The organism is Martinezella tropici (assembly GCF_008370325.1).
Classification (GTDB): Bacteria; Pseudomonadota; Alphaproteobacteria; order Rhizobiales; family Rhizobiaceae; genus Rhizobium; species Rhizobium tropici_B.
The window spans coordinates 501361-521695 of record NZ_VNIP01000011.1 but is presented as its reverse complement, the minus strand read 5'-3'; the positions used below and the strand labels follow the sequence as shown (position 1 = coordinate 521695).

General features: G+C 60.3%; 22 protein-coding genes. 12 read left to right on the top strand and 10 right to left on the bottom strand.

What is annotated here, in order from left to right; genetic code table 11:
* Positions 1–25: 25 nt before the first annotated feature.
* Together FP026_RS23445 and thrC are read right to left on the bottom strand one after the other, a co-directional pair.
* The gene (locus FP026_RS23445; protein ID WP_149636980.1) at positions 26–1324 is read right to left on the bottom strand and encodes a M16 family metallopeptidase; all 1299 of its coding nucleotides are present in this window, start codon (positions 1322–1324) and stop codon (positions 26–28) included.
* A 20-nt stretch (positions 1325–1344) separates the two neighbouring features.
* Positions 1345–2742 carry a threonine synthase gene (gene thrC / locus FP026_RS23440; protein WP_149636979.1) on the bottom strand — a complete coding sequence of 466 codons (1398 nt, stop codon included), beginning with the start codon at positions 2740–2742 and terminating at the stop codon, positions 1345–1347.
* Positions 2743–3055: 313 nt separating this feature from the next.
* On the opposite strand from thrC, the gene FP026_RS23435 reads away from it, so the two are divergent.
* Positions 3056–3676 carry a hypothetical protein gene (locus FP026_RS23435; RefSeq protein ID WP_149636978.1) on the top strand — a complete coding sequence of 207 codons (621 nt, stop codon included), beginning with the start codon at positions 3056–3058 and terminating at the stop codon, positions 3674–3676.
* A 117-nt stretch (positions 3677–3793) separates the two neighbouring features.
* Here FP026_RS23435 and FP026_RS23430 read toward each other — a convergent pair whose 3' ends face one another.
* Complete coding sequence (locus tag FP026_RS23430) at positions 3794–4486, bottom strand: HAD family hydrolase (protein ID WP_149636977.1); 693 nt, start codon at positions 4484–4486, stop codon at positions 3794–3796.
* Between the two features lie 234 nt (positions 4487–4720).
* Between FP026_RS23430 and FP026_RS23425 the strand changes: the two genes are divergently transcribed.
* Entirely contained in the window at positions 4721–5392 is a 672-nt protein-coding gene (locus tag FP026_RS23425; RefSeq protein ID WP_149636976.1) for a GntR family transcriptional regulator, read from the top strand.
* 65 nt (positions 5393–5457) lie between these two features.
* Here the strand turns inward: FP026_RS23425 and FP026_RS23420 are convergent, their stop codons facing one another.
* Complete coding sequence (locus tag FP026_RS23420; RefSeq protein ID WP_149636975.1) at positions 5458–6183, bottom strand: ArsR/SmtB family transcription factor; 726 nt, start codon at positions 6181–6183, stop codon at positions 5458–5460.
* Between the two features lie 72 nt (positions 6184–6255).
* On the opposite strand from FP026_RS23420, the gene FP026_RS23415 reads away from it, so the two are divergent.
* From FP026_RS23415 to FP026_RS23405, 3 genes are all read left to right on the top strand, one after another.
* Positions 6256–6585, top strand: a complete 330-nt coding sequence (locus FP026_RS23415) for an NIPSNAP family protein (RefSeq protein WP_149636974.1) — start codon at positions 6256–6258, stop codon at positions 6583–6585.
* The gene (locus FP026_RS23410) at positions 6582–6929 is read left to right on the top strand and encodes an antibiotic biosynthesis monooxygenase family protein (RefSeq protein ID WP_149636973.1); all 348 of its coding nucleotides are present in this window, start codon (positions 6582–6584) and stop codon (positions 6927–6929) included. The genes FP026_RS23415 and FP026_RS23410 overlap by 4 nt, the downstream gene beginning before the upstream one ends.
* Positions 6930–7078: 149 nt before the next feature.
* A complete protein-coding gene (locus FP026_RS23405) occupies positions 7079–8209 on the top strand; it encodes a site-specific DNA-methyltransferase (RefSeq protein WP_149636972.1) in 1131 nt (376 codons plus the stop codon).
* A gap of 131 nt (positions 8210–8340) precedes the next feature.
* Here FP026_RS23405 and FP026_RS23400 read toward each other — a convergent pair whose 3' ends face one another.
* From FP026_RS23400 to mutY, 3 genes are read right to left on the bottom strand one after another with little or no spacing between them, the layout of a single operon-like run.
* Complete coding sequence (locus FP026_RS23400; RefSeq protein WP_149636971.1) at positions 8341–8706, bottom strand: nuclear transport factor 2 family protein; 366 nt, start codon at positions 8704–8706, stop codon at positions 8341–8343.
* Positions 8707–8710: 4 nt separating this feature from the next.
* Positions 8711–9325 (bottom strand): HAD family hydrolase, encoded by a 615-nt coding sequence (locus FP026_RS23395; protein WP_149636970.1) that lies wholly within the window; start codon positions 9323–9325, stop codon positions 8711–8713.
* Positions 9322–10434, bottom strand: coding sequence for an A/G-specific adenine glycosylase (gene mutY, locus FP026_RS23390; protein ID WP_432444143.1), 1113 nt, complete (start codon positions 10432–10434; stop codon positions 9322–9324). Before mutY ends, FP026_RS23395 begins: the two co-directional genes overlap by 4 nt.
* Before the next feature lie 98 nt (positions 10435–10532).
* Here mutY and FP026_RS23385 point away from each other — a divergent pair, with 98 nt between their 5' ends.
* The 5 genes from FP026_RS23385 (at position 10533) to smc (ending at position 16165) form a co-directional block, all read left to right on the top strand.
* Positions 10533–11033, top strand: coding sequence for a DUF721 domain-containing protein (locus FP026_RS23385; RefSeq protein ID WP_149636968.1), 501 nt, complete (start codon positions 10533–10535; stop codon positions 11031–11033).
* A gap of 64 nt (positions 11034–11097) precedes the next feature.
* The gene (locus FP026_RS23380) at positions 11098–11373 is read left to right on the top strand and encodes a type II toxin-antitoxin system ParD family antitoxin (RefSeq protein WP_149636967.1); all 276 of its coding nucleotides are present in this window, start codon (positions 11098–11100) and stop codon (positions 11371–11373) included.
* A complete protein-coding gene (locus tag FP026_RS23375) occupies positions 11363–11668 on the top strand; it encodes a type II toxin-antitoxin system RelE/ParE family toxin (protein ID WP_149636966.1) in 306 nt (101 codons plus the stop codon). The genes FP026_RS23380 and FP026_RS23375 overlap by 11 nt, the downstream gene beginning before the upstream one ends.
* Before the next feature lie 159 nt (positions 11669–11827).
* Positions 11828–12517 carry a DsbA family protein gene (locus FP026_RS23370; protein WP_149636965.1) on the top strand — a complete coding sequence of 230 codons (690 nt, stop codon included), beginning with the start codon at positions 11828–11830 and terminating at the stop codon, positions 12515–12517.
* A 186-nt stretch (positions 12518–12703) separates the two neighbouring features.
* Positions 12704–16165 carry a chromosome segregation protein SMC gene (gene smc / locus FP026_RS23365; RefSeq protein WP_149636964.1) on the top strand — a complete coding sequence of 1154 codons (3462 nt, stop codon included), beginning with the start codon at positions 12704–12706 and terminating at the stop codon, positions 16163–16165.
* A 111-nt stretch (positions 16166–16276) separates the two neighbouring features.
* Here the strand turns inward: smc and FP026_RS23360 are convergent, their stop codons facing one another.
* The 3 genes from FP026_RS23360 to FP026_RS23355 form a co-directional block, all read right to left on the bottom strand.
* Positions 16277–16795 carry a hypothetical protein gene (locus tag FP026_RS23360; RefSeq protein WP_149636963.1) on the bottom strand — a complete coding sequence of 173 codons (519 nt, stop codon included), beginning with the start codon at positions 16793–16795 and terminating at the stop codon, positions 16277–16279.
* A 97-nt stretch (positions 16796–16892) separates the two neighbouring features.
* Positions 16893–17099 carry a hypothetical protein gene (locus tag FP026_RS30625; protein ID WP_246665414.1) on the bottom strand — a complete coding sequence of 69 codons (207 nt, stop codon included), beginning with the start codon at positions 17097–17099 and terminating at the stop codon, positions 16893–16895.
* Positions 17100–17145: 46 nt separating this feature from the next.
* A complete protein-coding gene (locus tag FP026_RS23355; RefSeq protein ID WP_246665413.1) occupies positions 17146–17760 on the bottom strand; it encodes an MBL fold metallo-hydrolase in 615 nt (204 codons plus the stop codon).
* A gap of 288 nt (positions 17761–18048) precedes the next feature.
* Here FP026_RS23355 and FP026_RS23350 point away from each other — a divergent pair, with 288 nt between their 5' ends.
* Positions 18049–18669, top strand: coding sequence for a TetR/AcrR family transcriptional regulator (locus FP026_RS23350; RefSeq protein ID WP_149636962.1), 621 nt, complete (start codon positions 18049–18051; stop codon positions 18667–18669).
* Positions 18670–18852: 183 nt separating this feature from the next.
* On the top strand, positions 18853–20178 hold the full coding sequence (locus FP026_RS23345) for a hemolysin family protein (protein ID WP_149636961.1): 1326 nt from the start codon (positions 18853–18855) through the stop codon (positions 20176–20178).
* The last annotated feature ends 157 nt before the right edge of the window (positions 20179–20335 follow it).

Sequence of the window (20335 nt, the reverse complement as noted above, 5' to 3'; positions counted from 1 at the left end):
GAACCCATAGGCTCGCGGCGTGCCCTTAGCCGCTTGCGCTTTTGGAAGCAGGGGCCGGCGACGACAGCGACGTGACGATGTCTTCCATCGGTGCAAGCTGCTCCAGCGGCCCGATCGCCGAAAGCGTCGGTACTGTATCGAAGAACAGCCGGCCGGCAAGATCCGTCAAACGCTCGATGGTGATGCCTTCCAGGCGTTCCAGCATCTCCTGGTTCGGGATGGGGCGGCCATAAAGCATCATCTGCCGGGCGATCTGGCCGGCGCGGGCGGCCGGGCTTTCCTGGCCCATCAAGAGCTGTGCACGGATCTGGGCGCGGGCGCGCTCGATTTCCTGCTGCTGGATATCATGAGACGACTTGTGCAGCTCGTCGACGATGACGGGCAGCAATTCCGGCAGGTTCTCGCCACCGGTCGCGGCGTGGATGCCGAAGATGCCGGTGTCGGAGAAGCCCCAGTGAAAGGCATAGACCGAATAACAGAGGCCACGGAATTCGCGCACTTCCTGGAACAGGCGCGAGGACATGCCACCGCCGAGGATGTTGGCGAGGATCTGCGAACAATAGAAATCGCGGGTGTGATAGGCGCGTCCCTCGAAACCGAGCAGGATCTGCGCATCCATCAGGTCGCGCGTTTCCCGGATGTTGCCGCCGATATAGCGGGCTGGCTCGATAACGGGCGGAGCGGACGGCTTCGTCGGCAGGCTGGAGAAGCGCTCCTCGACCTGACGCACGAAGCTTTCATGATCGACAGCGCCGGCCGCCACCACGAACATGCGGTCGGTTATGTAGTTGCGGCCGAGATAATGGCGGATCTGTTCCGGCGAGAAGGAGACGACGGTCTCTGGCGTGCCCAGAATGGCGCGCCCGAGCGTCTGGCCGCGATAGGCGACTTCGGAAAACTTGTCGAATACGACATCGTCTGGCGTGTCGTTCGCCGCATTGATTTCCTGCAGGATGACCTGCTTTTCGCGCGCCAGCTCTTCCTCGTCGAAGGCGGACTCCGTCAGGATATCGGCAAGGATATCGACGGCGAGCGGCACGTGATCCTTTAAAACGCGGGCATAATAGGAGGTGGTTTCGGTCGAGGTGGCAGCGTTGACTTCGCCGCCGACATTCTCGATTTCCTCGGCGATCTCGCGGGCGGTGCGCCGTCCCGTGCCCTTGAACGCCATGTGCTCGAGCAGATGCGCGATACCGTGTTCTGCTTCCGTCTCGTTACGCGAACCCGATTTGATCCAAACGCCGAGTGCCACGCTTTCGAGATGTGGCATCGATTGGGTTGCTATTGTCAGCCCGGACGCAAGCCGGGTGCACTCCACTGTCATCGCTTGTCTTTCCGCGTTTGTTATTCCCCGGCCCTGGCGTGCTTGCCGATAAAGCCTTCAACGGCTTTAAGTTCCGGATCGAGAATGTCGAAACGCTCCTCCCTGGTCATCAGACCAGCAAGCCACGTCGGAAGCGCCGGGTCAATACCGGATGCGGATTTTACTGCGGCGGGGAATTTTGCGGGATGTGCGGTGGCAAGCGTCACCATAGGGCTGCTGGGGCGCTCGTTCTTCGCGGCGACGAAGGCGCCGATCGCCGTATGCGGATCGAGCAGATAGCCCGTGTCAGCAAGGGTTTTGCGGATCGTTTCGGCCACCTGCTTCTCGCTGGCGCGACCGGCGCGGAAGTCCTTCTTGATGAACTTCAGGGCCTCTTCGCTGATCGAAAAGCCGTTCGACTGCTTCAGGCTCTCCATGGCGGCGCGCACCTTGGAAGCATCGCGGCCGTTGGCCTCGAACAGCAGCCGTTCGAAGTTGGAGGAAATCTGGATATCCATCGACGGAGAGGTAGTTGCCTTGACTGAACGCATCTCGTAGCGGCCTGTCTTCAACGTGCGTGCCAGGATATCGTTCTCGTTGGTGGCGATGACCAGGCGCTCGATCGGAAGGCCCATGCGCTTGGCGACGTAGCCTGCGAAAATATCGCCGAAATTGCCCGTGGGCACGGTGAAGGAAATCTTGCGGTCCGGGCCGCCAAGAGCGACGGCGGTAGTGAAGTAATAGACCACCTGCGCCATGATTCGCGCCCAGTTGATGGAGTTGACGCCGGAAAGTTTGACCTTGTCGCGGAAGGCGGCGTCGTTGAACATGGCTTTGACGAGGTTCTGGCAGTCGTCGAAATTGCCCTTGACCGCCAGCGCGTGAACATTTGCCGCCGTCGAGGTAGTCATCTGCCGCTGCTGCACCGGCGAGACCTTCTCATGCGGGAAGAGAATGAAGATATCGGTGCGCTCGCGGCCGGCAAAGGCGTCGATCGCAGCACCACCGGTATCGCCCGACGTGGCGCCAACGATGGTCGCCCGCTGGCCGCGCCTTTCCAGCGCGTAATCCATCAGCCGCGCCAGCAGCTGCATGGCGACATCCTTGAAGGCGAGCGTCGTGCCGTGGAAGAGCTCCATGACGAAACTGTTCGGCCCGGTCTGGACGAGCGGAGCCACCGCCGGGTGCCGGAAGGTGGCGTAGGCGTCGTCGATCATGCCGCGAAAGATCTCTGCCGGGATCTCGCCGTTCGTGAAGGGCGAGAGGACTGCGAAAGCGACCTCCTGATAGCTCTTGCCGCGAAAGGCGCGGATTTCCTTCTTCGTCAGGACAGGCCACTCACGGGGAACGTAAAGCCCGCCGTCACGGGCAAGGCCGGCCAGGAGAGCGTCGCAGAAGCCAAGGGCAGGGGCTTCTCCCCGCGTTGAAATGTAATCCACGGTTTAGAATTCCTTTGGTCGCAAAATTGCCTGAGTGATCGATTGAGAGGGTAGTGGAACGAAGCGACGGCGGCCTGTCTTTTTGCGTCGGATCAGCCGCGTGGTTTTCGCGTTTGCGCAAGGCGCGTGGGATCGGCGCCATGCGGCGGCTGTCTATGGCAATGTGTGGATCTCGAAAAGTGAGCCAAAACGGTGTCTACCCAATCGATTTTTTGCTGCGTCGCTGGTATAGACCATCGCCAAGTGTCATAAAAGGCCCGTTTGACAGGCTGCAGGCCGATAATGTGAAATATATGGAGAGGGTGGAATAATAGTGTTTGGCAAGGTTTCGCGTCGTCTTTTCTCCGCTTCGCTTCTGGCATTGCTGACGGGTTGCAGCACTCTCGGTATTGGCGGCAATAATGAAAAACAGCCGGCAACGGACGTAGCGGTAGCACCGCAGGCGAGCACCGCGACGGCGGCTCCGACCGGTGGTCAGACCTATGTCGCCGGCAAATGCCCGCAGGCTGTCATCCGCGATGAGGATTCGGTCTATCGCGTTTACGCCAAGGGCGCCAAGGACGATCCGAACCAGCTGGCCTATCAAGCCTCGCTCGCGCAGGCGACGCGCCAGTGCACCAGCGACGGCGCCAGCCTTGGCATTCACGTCGTCGCGCAAGGGCGCCTGGTTGCAGGCCCGATGGGCAGCTCCGGCAAGGTCACCTTGCCCATCCACGTTGCCGTCATGGACAATGACAACGCCCTTTACAGCAAGACCATCATGTACACGGCGGAAATTCCGCCGGGCGAAACCACCGCACAGTTCCTCTTCACCGATAACGATATCCAGGTTGCCGGCGGCTCCGGCGGCTTTACGATCGTCCAGCTCGGCTTCGAGCAGGGGCCGCAGAAGCCTGTGAAGGGCGAGAAGCCGGCGCGTAAGAAGCGTCACTAAGGTTGGGGTCAAGCAGTAGGCAGTAGGCAGTAGGAAAAGATCACCTTGTCCTTGCTGCCGCCGGCACTATAGCCGCAACATTTATTGCCTATCGCCTATTGCCTATTGCCTATTGCCTCAGAGCACGCCGTCCCATTCGGCGAGTGCCATGACCACCCCGGGCAGGTCGGCCATGCGGCTGACGACGGTCTCGGCGCCGGCATCGGTCAGCCGGTCTGCATGCGAAAGATAGGTGTGCGACGCACCGGTGAAGCCGATGACGCGCATGCCGGCGGCTCGTGCCGCCTGGACGCCGTGAACCGAATCTTCGACGACGATCGTATTGGCCGGGCTGGCATTCATCTCCCTGGCGCCGTGCAAGAAGATATCCGGCTTCGGCTTCACGCGGTCGGCACCGAGATCCTTGGCGGAAAAGATATTCGGAGCAAACAGCTTGATGTAGCCGACCTTGGTCAGCATCATCTCAAGGCGTTCGGAGCTGGAATTCGAGCAGATGCAGCGCGGCATTGGCAGCCGCGACAGCGCAAGCGGCACACCGGGAATGGCCTGGACGTCGCTGGCAAGCTTCAGGTCGAGCAGCTTCTCGGATTTGTCGAGCAGCGACGCGGAGAGCGGGATGCTCGCCTCGCGCTCGACTTCGAACAGGATGTTGCGCCAGGTCATGCCGGCGAAGCGCTCGCCCATTTCCTCGGTGCTGATCGGATAGCCGGCATCGGTCAGCAGTTTGGATTCGACTTGTGCCGCGATGATTTCCGAATCGACCAGAACGCCGTCGCAGTCGAAGATGATGAGGTCGAAGCCATTGCTCATGAGAGGTGCTGCCTTTGATATGGGCTGAATTCGGCATGCTTCACGGAAGGCCGTCGGTGGTTCGCCGCATGCTCTGGAAAATGACGGTGGGGCTTTACACGATATGTCGGCAAAGCTCAACCAATTGGCGGGCATGGCTGCGCTGCAGTTAGCGAAAGGGTCGAAATGCGCGAAAGAAGTGATGACTTTTGCTTGCCGCTCGACATCCGGCAGGCACGCCTTTAAGGATCGGCCATGGCCAAGGAGCGCGACGACACCACCATTGCCAGCCGCATCAGCCGGGTGCTTGCCGATCGCATCATCCGCGGCGAGATCGCGCCCGATGCCCGCCTGCGGCAGGATCACATCGCCGAAGAGTTCGGCGCCAGCCACGTGCCCGTGCGCGAGGCATTCCGGCGGCTGGAGGCGCAGGGGCTGGCGATCAGCCTGCCGCGTCGCGGCGTTCGCGTCGCCTCCTTCGATCTCAAGGAAGTCCGCGAGGTCGCGGAAATGCGGGCAGCCCTTGAGGGGCTTGCGCTCAAGCATGCAGCGCCGCACCTGACGCCTGCCATTCTCGATGAGGCTGAGCAGGCAACGCGCGACGGCGATGCCGCCGGCAACGTCCACGCCTGGGAGGAAGCCAATCGCCGCTTCCACCGGCTGATTCTGGCGCCCTGCGGCATGGCGCGGCTGCTGGCTGCCATCGATGACCTGCATGCCGCCAGCGCTCGCTTTCTCTTCTCCGCCTGGCAATCCGGCTGGGAGAAGCGCACGGATCACGACCATCGCGCTATTCTGGCGGCGTTGCGCCAGGGGCGGGCCGACGAGGCGGCTGCGATCCTGCAGAAGCATGTGCAATGGATCGGCCGCGCACCGGTTCGCACACCTTCCGGATCGACGCGTGAAGCCTTCGCAATCGTCGGCTAAAAATTATAGATAATTTCTTCGGTGCATTATTGGAGCAATTTCAGCGGCGTCCCGATCGGGTCAGTTTAAGGCGTATCATCCAGCTGGGGCTGCTCGATGTCTTCCCCCAATTCGAGCGGAAAGAGCGCCAGGAAACGGCGCTCTCCCTCTGGCGTGAAGAAGATCGAGCGGCTGTTTTCGGTTCGCCGCGCCCAACCCTTGTCGAAGAAGTTTGAAAGCAGTGCCTTGCCGAGGCTGCCGGCCAGATGCGCCCGCCGTTCGCTCCAATCCAGGCAGGACCGGCAAAGCGGACGGCGGCTGGAGCGAAGCCCGGAGACATCGATGCCGATCGATCCCAAATGCTTCTCACCACCGGGCGTCAGGCTCAGGCCTTCGCCCATAACAGAGATCGAACCGGCCTCTATCAGGCTGTCCAGCATGCGCACGCCGTAGTCGCCGGCCAGATGGTCGTAGCAGATGCGCGCCTTGCGCAGGGCCGGCTCCTTCGGGCCGGGGCGATGGCGCAGGTGCCCACGGCTTGCGGCAAAACCCATGATGCCCTCGAGCAGTTTGCCGACGCGATCGTCTGCCAGCGTGAAATAGCGATGGCGTCCCTGCTTGCGTTGCGTCAGCAGGCCGCCCGCTTCGAGCTTGGCAAGATGGGCACTGGCGGTCTGCAGCGTCACGCCGGCAGCGGCCGCAAGTTCCGTTGCCGTCAACGCTCGGCCGCCCATAAGCGCTGTCAAAATATTCGCGCGCGCGGGATCGCCGATCAGCGAGCCGATCTGTGCTATGTCTGGACCTTCTTTCATACTTCGATCGTAACCGAACCATCTCCGCCTTGCAATGTGCGAAAACGTCTGTATCGGCAAAGGAGAAAGCCAATGATCACCTGTCTCATCCGCTATCAGATCGACCCGTTCAAGCAGGAAGCCTTCGCAGAGTACGGCAAGGCCTGGGGCCAGGTCATCCCGCGCAACGGCGCCGACCTGACCGGTTATTTCGCACCGCACGAGGGCTCGCTGACGACGGCCTACGGCATCTACAACATCGAAGGCCTGGCTGCCTACGAGGCCTATCGCAAGAGCCTTGCCGCCGATCCGCTGGCACAGGCCAATCTCGATTTTGCCCGCCGCGAGCGTTTCATCTTGCGGGAAGATCGCATTTTCCTGAAAAATATATCCTTACCGCATGCTCCAAGGATATCGCCATGATCGCAGTAATTTTCGAAGTCATTCCCCATCCCGATGAACGTCAGCACTATCTCGACATTGCCGCAATGCTGCGCTCCGAACTCGAAACGATCGACGGCTTTATCTCGATCGAGCGCTTCGAAAGCCTGAGCCAGCCAGGCAAATTACTGTCGCTGTCCTTCTGGCGCGACGAGGCGGCCGTTCGTGAATGGCGAAACCGCGAAGCCCACCGCGCCGCACAGACGGCAGGCCGAAAGACGGTGTTTGCTGATTATCGGCTGCGCGTGGCGCAGGTTCTTCGCGACTATGGAATGACGGAGCGGGACGAAGCGCCTGATGATAGCCACGCAGTACACGATATCTAGGGCTTTCAACGCCTTTCGACGAGGCCCGAATTCCCGCGAACTTGCGTGGGAATTTGGAAAATATGCCGCCGCTTTAGTCTTTGGTAACCAAGTTAGGTAACCATAACACTCAGTTAAGAACACCGAGTAAGTGTAACAGCGAGTATCACATGGCGTCAGTTTTCCCGCTTGCCGACCTCAGGACATCAGCCGTTCCGGGTTCCTGGATCGACACGATCATCAAGGGCGATTGCGTGGCCGCTCTTGAAGCACTGCCCAATCAGTCCGTCGACGTCATCTTCGCCGACCCGCCCTACAATCTTCAGCTCGGCGGCACGCTGCACCGTCCGGACCAGTCGCTGGTCGACGCAGTCGATGACGAGTGGGACCAGTTTGCCTCCTTCGAAGCCTATGATGCCTTCACCCGCGCCTGGCTGCTCGCCTGCCGCCGCGTGCTGAAGCCGACGGGCACGATCTGGGTCATCGGCTCCTATCACAACATCTTCCGCGTCGGCGCGACGCTGCAGGATCTGAACTTCTGGATCCTCAATGACATCGTCTGGCGCAAGACCAACCCGATGCCGAATTTCAAGGGTCGTCGCTTCCAGAACGCCCATGAGACGATGATCTGGGCAAGCCCGAACGCCAAGGCCAAGGGCTATACCTTCAACTACGACGCCATGAAGGCCGCCAACGACGACGTGCAGATGCGCTCCGACTGGCTGTTCCCGATCTGCAACGGCAACGAGCGGCTGAAGGGCGATGACGGCAAGAAGGTGCATCCGACCCAGAAGCCGGAAGCGCTGCTTGCCCGCGTCATCATGGCCTCGTCCAAGCCCGGCGACATCATTCTCGATCCCTTCTTCGGATCGGGCACGACAGGCGCCGTCGCCAAGCGCCTCGGCCGCCACTTCGTCGGTATCGAGCGCGAGCAGGATTATATCGACGCGGCAAGCGCCCGCATCGCAGCCGTCGAGCCGCTCGGTAAGGCGGAACTGACCGTCATGACCGGCAAGAAGGCCGAAGTGCGCGTGGCTTTCAACGTGCTCATCGAGAGCGGCATGATCAAGCCGGGCCAGGTCCTGACGGACGCGAAACGCCGCTATAGCGCCATCGTGCGCGCCGACGGCACGGTCGCCTCCGGCGGCGAGGCCGGTTCGATTCATCGCCTTGGCGCGAAGGTTCAGGGCCTGGATGCGTGCAACGGATGGATGTTCTGGCATTTCGACGACGGCAGTTCCCTGCGTCCGATCGACGAACTCAGGGCCATTATCCGCAGCGATCTGGCGAAGGTGGAGTAGCCTCAGCCATTTCCCGCAACCACATCCGCCTTCTTCCGTCGTGTACCTCCAGTTAGGGAAGAAGGTGAAACGCCCAAGGCCTCACCGAACGAATATCGGTAAGGCCTTGGGTGTCTTTTCAGCTTCGGATATCAGAATTCCTGATAGTCCGTGACATCGACGCGGACGACGCGGCCATTCTCATCAAAGGTAATGGTCTCCTCGCCCTCGCGGATCAGAGGCTTGCCCGTCTTGCTGTTGGTGGCCCGCACCGACCAGACGGCGCGGCCCGAAAGCGGCGTCAACGTTTCCACCAGGGAATTGGATGCCGTCTGATCGGGATAGGTGTCGAAATAGCCGCGGAACGCTTCCATGATCGCCGCACGGCCGGCAAGGCTGCCGACTCCATTCGAGACATAGGTGGCATCTTCGGCGAAGAAGTTCTCGATCGCCTCATAGTCGAGGCGATTGATCGCATCATGGAACAGATCGATGCGCTCTGCGGGGTCGAAGATCATCGGCTCAAACCTTTATGCCATGGGCGGCGAGATCGCTGCGCAGCTTCTCGGCGCCGGTGAAGTGAACTGCATGCCAGCCGGCCGCCCGTGCGCCTTCGACGTTCGGATAGGAATCGTCGATGAAGATCGTCGAGGCCGGATCGAGATCGAAACTCTTGGCGTGGGTGTCATAGATCGCGACATCCGGCTTGATCAAGCCGATATCGCCGGAAACGGTCACGCCGCGCGGCTTGTTGAGGAACGGATAGCGCTCTTGCGCCTCGCGAAACGTATCGGAGGCGAAATTGGTCAGCATAGTGACGTCGCGGCCTTCCGCGATCAATCCTTCGAAGATCGCGACGCTGCCTTCATAGGCATGCGGAACCATCTCGTGCCAATACTTGCGAAAGGCGCGGATATGCTCTTCACGTTCGGGATGGGCGGCGATCAGTAGCGCCTCGGCGTCTCCCCAGGTACGGCCGCGGTCCTGTTCGAGGTTCCATTCATGTGTGCAGACATTGGCGAGGAACCATTCGCGCTCGGCATCGTCCGGAATGATGCGGCTGTAGGGGATGCTCGGATCGTAGTGAAGCAGAACCTTGCCGATATCGAAAACGATATGCCGTATTTCCGTCGTCATGAATGAATTCCTGATTTTTGCTCTAAAGGCATTTTTGCGAACGCATTGGGAATAGCCTGAGCGATCGCTTTTTTCATGACTGTTGGGAGTGCCTGCTCTTCAAGATTTGTAACCGGCGCCCACCATCCGTCATGGTTGTCCTTCTCCAAGACTGACTTGGCGCGCCAGATCGACAGCCGCAGCTCGAAATGCGTGAAGACATGCGTCACCGTGCCTGCCGGCTGCCAGTCGGCCGGGAAGGGGGCCGCCTCGATGCCGGTCTCGCCGTCGATCCGTGCCGTCCACCCCGTCGTCGGCACCTCGGTCATCCCCCCAAGCAGGCCGTTTTCGATGCGGCGGCGCAGAAAGATTTCGCCCTCATCATTGACCGCGACGAAGGCCGCCCCTTGGCGCACCGGCTTTTCCTTCTTGGCGGCTTTGACCGGGAAGCGCTCGGGATCATGCCCCGCCAGCGCCTGACAGGCACCGTTGAAGGGACAGAGCGAACAGACCGGACGCTTCGGCGTACAGATCGTCGCGCCGAGATCCATCATCGCCTGGGCGAAATCGCCTGGCCGGTCCGCAGGAGTAAGCAGGGCGACCTTCTGCTTCATCAGCGGCTTGGCACCGGGCAGAGGTGCCGAAATCGCATAGAGGCGGGAAATGACGCGTTCCACATTGCCGTCCATCACCGCCGCCTGGCGATTGAATGCGATCGCGGCAACGGCGGCAGCCGTGTAATCGCCGATGCCCGGAAGCGCGCGCAAGCCATCCTCGGTATCGGGAAAACGGCCGCCATGATCGGCTGAAACGGCCTCGGCGCATTTCTTCAGGTTGCGGGCGCGGGCGTAATAGCCAAGCCCGGCCCAGGCGGCCATGACCTCGTCGTTCGCCGCGGCAGCGAGATCATCGACCGTCGGCCAGCGCTCCAGGAATTTCGCGAAATAGGCTTTGACCGCCGGCACCGTCGTCTGCTGCAGCATGACTTCCGACAACCAGATGCGGTAGGGATCGGGCTTGACGCCGCGCGCAGCCATGGGCGGTGAGACCCGCCAGGGTAGGTCGCGATGGTGTCGGTCGTACCAGGCAAGCAGAGATGCGGCCGTGGGGGATTCTAAAGTCGAGGTCATGATTTGCTGCGTCGAGGGGAAGTGCTCTATACTTGGCCAAGCTGCGTCGGGTGATCAAGATGCCCGACGTACAAAGCATGCACCGGAAGCCGATTGAGATGAGTTATCCCCGAAAAGGCGAAAAGCAGATTTCCGAGCTGACCAACGGCATCGTCGATCCGGTGCTGGCAAAGCGCGCCGGCATCAACACCACGCTGCTCGGCTGCTGGGACGAAATCGCCGGCGAGGACTTTGCCGACTGCACGCGGCCGGAAAAGATCGCCTGGGCGAAGCGAACAGGCCCCGGCGTGGACGACCGCTATCAGCCGGGCGTGCTGACGATCGCCTGTGAAGGCGCTCGTGCGCTCTTTCTCACCCATGCTCAAGGCGAGCTTATCCAGCGCATCAACAGCTTCTTCGGCTTCTATGCCGTCAATCAGATTCGTATCGTCCAGAAGCCGGTCTCGGTCGCATCCAAACGCTCCCGCACGCCGCCGCCATTGAAGGGCGAGGCGGCGCGCAAGCTGTCTGACATGATGGACGGCATCGAGGATGAGAAGATCAGAGCTGCCGTTCAGCGTCTGGGGACCGCCATGGCCTGGAAGCGGGACAAGAAATAATCCAGGCTTGCTTTTATTAATGACACTGTCATACTCAAGGCAAGGTATTGACAAGGAACTGGATATGCGGACCAGCAAGCCGATCACAGTCACACTTGGTAGCCAGCAGCGCGGTGTGGATGCGCGACTGGAATCCGGAGCATACGATTCTGCCAGTGAAGTCCTGCGCGCTGCCTTAAGGGCATTGGACCGTGAAGAAGAAGTCATCAATCAAGTAATGCGCGCAAAGATCCAGGAAGCGCTTAATGACCCACGACCCGGCAGAGATGCTGACGAGGTTTTTGACAGAGTTGAAAGAATGCATGCCGAGCGAATGAAAGCTGCTGGTCGTGACATATAAGGTTATTTTCAGTGCTCTCGCCGAAGACGACCTTATTGGCATCTATGAATTTATTGCGAAAGACAGTTCGAGCCACGCATTGTCGTTTATCCAACGGCTCCAACGGCAGTGCAAAACACTTGAAACGATGGCTGATCGAGGTCCGCAACGCGAGAGTTTAGGGCCGGGTGTTCGGATTATGGTGTTTGAGCGGCGGGTTACCGCCGCTTATCATATCAAGAACGAACAGGTCATTATTCTACGTCTCTTTTATGCTGGCCAAAATATCCCATCGACCTTACTCGACGAACACTGACCTCGCATACATCCTCATCAATTCCGGCGATAATTTAACCCCTTTGTCTTTGCCAGGTCACAATTCTTTGAAGAAAGTTGGCCAACCGTGCCTTGTTAGCGGCAAGCTGCCGTTATATCGCATGAAACATTCGAAGCCTCTTTAACGACGGGTGACTCTATGCCGATGTCCGACATGCTCTTGACCAAACGCCATCTGCTGGGCGGCTCTGCCGTTGCGGCCCTCTCCGCGGCGTTCTCTGCCTTCGCCGGCACCGCATCCGCCGCAACTGCCGAAGATGAAGTGCCGCCGTCAGACGGCAATGTTGACATGAACGAAGTGCTGAAGCCCGGCCCGCTGCCGGAAATTGCTTTCGGCAAGGAAGACGCTCCGGTCAAGATCGTCGAATACATGTCGCTGACCTGCCCGCACTGCGCGCATTTTGCCGTCACGACCTTCGACACGATCAAGCAGAAATACGTCGACACCGGCAAGGTTCGCTTCATCATCCGCGAATTCCCGTTCGATCCGCGTGCAGCCGCAGCCTTCATGCTGGCCCGCTGCGCCCCGCAGGAACAGTACATGCCGATGGTCGAAATGCTGTTCAAGCAGCAGATCGCCTGGGCCTCGCCCGACGTCGACGGCCGCGCCGCACTGCTGCAGATGTCGAAACTCGCTGGTTTTACTGAGGATAGCTTCACGAAATGCTTGACGAACCAGAAGCTTCTGGATGATGTCAACTCAGTACGGGAACGCGCAGCCAAGGATTTCGGCGTCAATGCCACGCCGACCTTCCTGATCAATGGCAAGCGCTATGCAGGGGACATGTCTGTTGGTGCCATGTCGAAGCTTATCGACAGCCTGCTCTGATCCGCGCCTTTTTCGATCACAGGCGGGCGGCCGAGGTTGTGCGCCTGCTTTCTATTACCTCCCCCTCGAGGGGGGAGGCCGCGCGAAACGCGCAGGTAGGGGTGATTTCTGGGGTGAATGCATGATTATCCCACCCCGGACCTTCGGTCCGACCCTCCCCCTCAAGGGGAGGGTGGAGATCAGCCTATGAAGTTCAATAGACTGAGGCTTGTCGGCTTCAAATCCTTCGTCGAACCGGCGGAATTCGTCATCGAGCGCGGCCTGACGGGTGTCGTCGGCCCGAACGGCTGCGGCAAATCCAATCTCGTTGAGGCCCTGCGCTGGGTAATGGGCGAGAATTCCTATAAGAACATGCGCGCCTCGGGCATGGACGACGTGATCTTTTCCGGATCCGGCAATCGTCCCGCCCGTAACACCGCCGAAGTCGGTCTGTATCTCGACAACAGCGATCGCACCGCGCCCGCCGCCTTCAACGATAGCGACGAAATTCAGGTCACGCGCCGCATCGAGCGTGAGCAGGGCTCCGTCTATCGCATCAACGGCAAGGAAGCGCGCGCCAAGGATGTACAGCTGCTGTTTGCCGACGCTTCCACCGGCGCCCGCTCGCCCTCCATGGTCGGGCAGGGGCGTATCGGCGAGCTGATCCAGGCCAAGCCGCAGGCGAGACGCCAGCTGCTGGAAGAGGCGGCCGGCATTTCCGGTTTGCATTCGCGCCGACACGAAGCCGAGCTGCGCCTGCGTGCCGCCGAAAGCAATCTCGAGCGGCTGGACGATGTAACGTCGCAGCTCGAAAGCCAGATCGAGAGCCTGAAGCGTCAGGCGCGCCAGGCCAACCGTTTCAAGATGCTTTCGGCTGATATCCGTGCCCGCGAGGCCATGTTGCTACATATCCGCTGGGTGCAGGCCAAGGAAGCCGAAGCCGAGGCCGATAGCGCGCTGAACCAGGCAACCGTCCTGGTCGCCGAGAAGGCGCAGATCCAGATGGAAGCGGCAAAGGCACAAGGCATTGCCAGCTTCAAGCTGCCGGAGCTGCGCGACGAAGAGGCGAAGGCCGCCGCTGCTCTTCAACGACTGCAGATCGCCCGCTCGCAACTGGAAGAGGATGTCAATCGCATCCTGCGGCGGCGGGACGAATTGATCCGTCGCCTGGCGCAATTGGCCGAGGATATCGGCCGCGAGCAGCGACTTGTCGCCGACAATGCCGCTATTCTGGCAAAGCTCGACACCGAAGAAGCCGACCTCGCCGATATTCTTGCCGATTCCGGCAGGCTTGCCGAGGAAACGCGCCTAGCCTTCGAAGAAGCGGCCACCAAGCTTGCCGACAGCGAGCGGATTTTTACCACCCTGACTGCGGAGCGCGCAGAAGCCGCCGCTGCCCGCAACCAGCTGGAGCGCGCCATCCGTGATCTGGCCGATCGCAAGATGCGCCTCGAGCGTCAGGCCGACGAAGCGAACCGAGAACTTGCCGCCATCGACGAAAAGATGGCCGATCTGCCCGATCCTAGCGAAAAGCGCGATATGGTCGAGGCGGCGGAAAACGTCGTCGCCGATGCGGAAGGCGAGATCCAACGTGTCGAGGAGGTTCTTGCCAAGGCGCGCGAAACCGAGGCGTTGTCGCGTGGCCCGGTCGAGCAGGCGCGGGCGCGTCTGAATGCTCTCGAAACCGAAGCGCGGACCATTTCCAAGATGCTGGCAGCGGGCGATACGTCCGGCGCCTTTTCGCCTGTCGCCGAGGAATTGCGTGTCGATCGTGGTTTCGAAACGGCGCTTGGCGCTGCACTTGGCGATGATCTGGAATCCTCGCTCAATTCCGAGGCGCCGGTCTATTGGTCGGACAATGGCAGCGGCGCCAACGATCCGGCCTTGCCGGAAGGCGCCGCGCCGCTGATCACCCATGTCGGCGCGCCGGCGGCACTGACACGCCGTCTTCGCCAGATCGGCATTGTCCCGGTGGAAGATGCACTGCGGCTGATGCCGGAATTGAAGCCGGGGCAGCGGCTGGTGACCAGGGATGGCGCCGTGTTCCGCTGGGACGGGCACGTGACCGGAGCGGATGCACCGAGTGCGGCTGCACTGCGGCTCGCCCAGAAGAACCGGCTTGCCGAGCTGGAGGCCGAAGCCGAGCTTGCCCGCGATGTGCTTGTCGAGGCCGAGGAGCGCCTTTCTGCCGCCGCCGATGCGATCAGGGGCGAAGAGGGCCGTTTGGCCACCGCCCGTGATGCAAGCCGCCTTGCGGCCCGGCGTCTGGCCGAGGCGCGCGAAGCACTTGCTGCGGCGGAGCGGGCCTCCGGCGATCTCATCCGCCGCCGCGACGTCATCGTCGAGGCCGTCAGCCGGTTGCAGGAGCAGCTCGAAGATGTTGTCATGCAGGATGAGAATGCCCGCATCGAACTGGAAGATGCGCCGAATCTCGATGCCATCGATCTGAAGCTGCGCGACCAGCAGTCCGAAGTTGCGACGGACCGTGGCGTGCTGGCTGAGGCCCGCGCCCGCCATGAAGGCTTGAACCGGGAAAACGAGGCGCGGCAACGCCGCCTTCTGGCGATCCGGCAGGAGCGTGATACCTGGCGCCAGCGCGCGGCCAGCGCCGAGGAGCATATCCAGACACTGCGCGACCGTGAAGAAGAAGCGCGCGAGGAGGCGGCCGAACTTGATCTCGCCCCCGATGAATTCGACGACAAGCGCCGAGCCTTGATGAATGAGCTGCAGAAGGCCGAGGAGGCGCGCCGCCAGGCCGCCGACCGCCTTGCCGAAGCGGAGGTCGTACAGCGCGAGGCCGATCGCCATGCGACGACGGCTCTCTCCGAACTGGCCGAAAGCCGCGAGAAACGTGGTCGTGTCGAGGAGCGGCTGGTCTCTGCTCGCGAGCGTCGGCAGGAGAGCGAACTGCGCATTCGTCAGGCGCTCAATGTCGAGCCGCACGAGGCCATGCGCCTGACCGGCCTTTCGGCAGTGCAGAACATGCCGGATCTGCGCGAGGTCGAACGCGAGCTGGAACGGCTCAAGATCGAACGCGAGCGTCTTGGCGCCGTCAATCTGCGCGCCGAGGAGGAGAGCAAGGAGCTGACGGAGCGGCTGCAGGCGCTGATCAAAGAGCGCGATGATGTCATCGATGCCATCAGGAAGTTGCGTGGCGCAATCCAGAGCCTCAATCGCGAGGGCCGCGAACGTCTGATCGTTGCCTTCGATATCGTCAATGCACAGTTCCAGCGCCTGTTCACCCATCTTTTCGGCGGCGGCACGGCCGAGCTGCAGCTCATCGAGTCGGACGATCCGCTGGAGGCCGGCCTCGAAATCCTCGCCCGTCCGCCGGGCAAGAAGCCGCAGACCATGACCCTGCTTTCGGGCGGCGAGCAGGCATTGACGGCCATGGCGCTCATCTTCGCGGTGTTCCTCACCAATCCCGCGCCCATCTGCGTGCTGGACGAAGTCGATGCGCCGCTCGACGACCACAATGTCGAGCGCTACTGCAACCTCATGGATGAGATGGCGGCCTCGACCGAGACGCGCTTCGTAGTTATCACCCACAATCCCATCACCATGGCCCGCATGAATCGCCTCTTCGGCGTGACAATGGCGGAGCAGGGCGTCTCGCAGCTCGTCTCCGTCGACCTGCAGACCGCCGAGCGGCTGCGCGAAATCGCTTGATGTTTTTCGCTGTCCGGCAGCGACTTTCATCAAGCTATCGATTCGAACGAATGTGCGATGTAATTCGTCGTTCCGGAATTCTCACTGGTGGTTCAATAGGTTGTCGATGCTTTAGCCTTTAGGCGCTGGCGGCACGGGAAGAATGATTTCCGATGCGACCTTCCAGTCCTTTTTCACCTTGATCCAATTGATGATCATCAGGAACGGCTTTGGGGTTCCGTCCTGACCGGCATAGGAAACCGTAATGTTCATCGGCGCATAGGATTCTGCCATGTCGCGGGTCAATCCGACAACTTTGAGCTTGGAGAGGTCGGGCGCAAGCACGACGGGTCCCGACCCAGCGATATCGTGGAGCTTCTGGTCCACGGCCTCATTACCCCAAAATCCTGCCCAGTTGCCTTCGGACGGGATTGCGCTTTTCGCGACCAGAAGGACGGACGGTGACTGCCAGAAAATGTCGTGCAACGCCTTGAGATCATGCTTGTTTGCCGAGTCCATAAGCTGACTGAAATGCGATCTGATCGTGTTCAGGGTGAGTTTGTCCAATGGATCCTTGTCGGCGGCTGGCGCTGCCGCCAGTGATCCGGCCGAAAGCATTGCCAATGCGAAGGCGGAGAGTATTTTTTCCATGTCCGATATCTCTTGTATCCATTGAATGAGGGGCCGATTCCAAAATGAGGAATGAAAAATCGGGCCGGCCGTGAAACCGACCGGCAACCCACTGCCCTTACCTTTGCTTCTTGGCGGTGTTCGAAGCACCCCAGAGTGAGCCCGGATTGGCGCGATCGGGATAGAGTTCCAGCATGGCGTCGTAGAGCTCTTGCGCGGTCGTCGTTGCCTCGTTCAGGCGATTGAAATCGAGAAGATATTGCCGCGTCTCGCCGATGATGCGGGGATCATCTGCATTTTCAGGCAGTTTGTGCCCGGCGATCACCGTCTTGGGCCGCAGGGCCTCAAGCTTGTCGAGCGCAGCAATCCACTCAAGCCGGCTCTGCTTGTCGGTCTCGCCAAGGTAAAGGTGAATACCATTGTAGACGACATCCCCGCCGACGATCAGCTCGATCGATGGGGGCGTACAAGCAGGTTGATTGCGCCGTGTCGGTATGCCCGGCATTCACTGCAACAAGCTTATGCCCTTCCAGTTCCAAAGTGTCGCCGTCGAGCGGCTCGGCGATCAGCAACCGGTCGGGAATCTGGCCGGGAAAGAGTCTGCGCCAGAAGCCGTCGATCGATGCTGGCGCCAGTTGCGCATGCATGGCTTCGACCACTGCGGGCGTCGCGACCGCCTTCGCATTGGGGAAATGCTCAAGAAGTGGTGCAAGGCCGAAGAAATGATCGCCATGTCCGTGCGTGACGTAGATCGTGGTGAGATTCTTGCCGCTCGCGACGACCCAATCGCGTAAGATCTCCGCCTGCTCGGCTGTGAGGAACGTATCGACGAGGACTGCGTCGCGCTCGCCATAGATGAGCGTCGATGAATTCACCACCCACATCAACTCCTCCTTGCCGGCCGGCACGTCGCGGCCAAGGCCGGGTCGCTTGATCGTCAGCACATCCCAGTTCAGGCTCGGCTTGGCGGTTTCAATCTCAGTCATTGTTGTCTCCATTGCCGTTTGAGGAATTTGCGGTTCCGATGCTGGTCGTATCAGCGGTTGAGAGGTGCAGTCATTGTCCTCCCAGCCAATCGACCTCAGCGGATCGATACCCATGTCCGCGACGGTCCGAAGGCACGCTCCGCCGACAGGCGTCCCTATAGAGGACGCCCTTGCTCGCATTCGATCTCGGTATGATGCGCGCTAGTCCGCCGCTCCCTTGACACCTGTCCAGAGAGTTGCGATAAACATCGTATGACCGGTTGGTCGTAATTAGTCAAGAGGCTTGAAATGAAATCTCCTGCAGGTGCCAAGCGCGGCCCGAAGCCGAAGCCTGATACGCGTAACAATCTCCTTCAGGTGGGTCTGCAAATGATCCACGCCGAAGGTTATGCCGCGACCGGCATCCAGAGCATCGTGGATGGAGCGGATGTCCCCAAGGCCTCTTTCTACAATCACTTTCCGAGTAAGGAGGCGTTCGGGACCGAAGTGATTGACGCCTATTTCGATCGCAACGAAGGCAAGTTGCGCGACTTTTTCTGCAATTCGAATGTCGGCCCGCTCGCCAGGTTGGAGGCCTATTTCGATGATCGCATCGCTGCCTTCAGAGCGAATGGATTTGTGCGAGGATGCCTGCTTGGCAATTTCGCCGCGGAGGTTGCCGATCACAGCGAACTCATGCGCGAGCATCTGGTCGAACATTTCGAGGCTTGGGGCAGCTTTTTTGAAAAATGCATCGCCGAGGCGCAAGAGCTGAGAGTGATCAGCGACAAGCTTCCCGCAGCTTTGCTCGGCCGTTTCGTGTTGAACAGTTGGGAAGGCGCGTTGCTGCGTATGCGAGCCGAGAAGAGTGATGCAGCACTGGTCGAGTTCAAGAAAGTCGTCTTTGACGGGCTCTTCGCCAAGGAGTAACGCCTGCTTCGAGGAGCTTAGGCACTCTTTGCATTTCGTCGTGCACAGGCCACCTTCTTTGGAAGGGAAAAATGTTTCTCTTATCGACAGGAAATTGCTGCTTCGGCTGCCGTGCAGCCGGAAAGCGTGCTAGTTTCGTTTTTCGATCAACAACATGGGCGCTGATCCGCCCGGAAGGGAAGTATGTCTGGTTCGACTGGCGGTATTTTCGATTTCCTCGGAATACTTGCCGTATTACTGCTCGTAGCCGCCAATGGCTTTTTCGTTGCGGCGGAGTTTTCGTTGGTTTCCGTTCGCCGCAGCCGCGTGACGGAACTGGTTACCGAAGGGCGGATGAACGCCAAGTCGCTGCAGAAGGCAGTCGACAATCTCGACGCCAATCTGGCGGCCACGCAGCTCGGCATCACGATCTCGTCGCTCGCCCTCGGTTGGGTCGGTGAACCCGCGCTTGCGCATCTTCTCGAGCCGCTTCTCGAATTTCTTCCCGGAGCATGGGCGGCGGCCAGCTCCCATGCCATTGCCGTCGCCATTTCCTTCATCATCATCACCGCGCTGCATATTGTCCTCGGCGAGCTTGCACCGAAAAGCCTGGCGTTGCAGCGCAGCGAGGGCACCGCTTTGGGCGTGGTGCGGCCGCTTGGTCTTTTCCTTTTCCTGTTGCGTCCGGCGATCACCGTCCTCAACGGCCTTGGCAATCTTGTTCTGCGCCTTTTCGGGCTGCAGCCAGGGGCAGGCGAGGGGTCGTTGCATTCGCCCGCCGAGATCAAGCTTTTGATCGCCGAAAGCCAGGAAGCCGGGCTGCTGGAGCAAGCGCAGCAGGAGTTGGTCGAGCGCGTCTTCAATATCGGCAATCGTGACGTCTCCAACATCATGACGCCACGGCTGGAGGTCGATTGGATCGATGCTGACGACACGCCGGCGGAAATGCAGAAGACCATTCGCGAAAGCCGTTTCGAGCAGCTTCTCGTTGCTCGTGGATCGATCGACGAGCCGATCGGCATGATCCTGAAGAAGGATCTTCTCGATCAGCTTCTGAACGGCGAGCCGCTGAACCCCATGGCCGTCATCCGCCAGCCGCTGGTCGTGCATGAGGCGACGGCGGTCTTCAAGGTGCTCGAAAGCTTCAAGCGCGCCCCCGTCCGCCTCGCCATGGTCATCGATGAATATGGCAGCCTGGAAGGCATCGTCACGCAGACGGATCTGCTGGAGGCGATTGCCGGCGATCTGCCAGACATGGACAACGACACGCCCGATGTCGTCGAGCGGGCCGACGGATCGCTGCTGATGGAAGGCATGATGCCGGTCTACGACGCCTTTGCGCGGTTGGGGCTGCGCTTCAGCGAGGAGGACGTCAATTTCCACACATTGGCGGGCTTTGCGCTTTACCAGCTCGGCCATCTGCCCGAAGTGGGCGAAAGCTTTACCTTCGGCGGCTGGCATTTTGAGATCGTCGATCTCGACGGCATGCGGATCGACAAGATTCTGGCCCAGCGTGAGCCGCAGGCTTAGCCGTCAGTAGCGCTAAAATGACCCCGGAAGCTCCCGGTTTCGATCAATCGATTGAAATCGGAACGCTCCGGGCCATATTTATTGTGCAGCGCAACATTTTGCCGCATTTGTCGATTTTCATTTGTGCCTCAATGAATTAAGTTCAACCGGAGGAGTT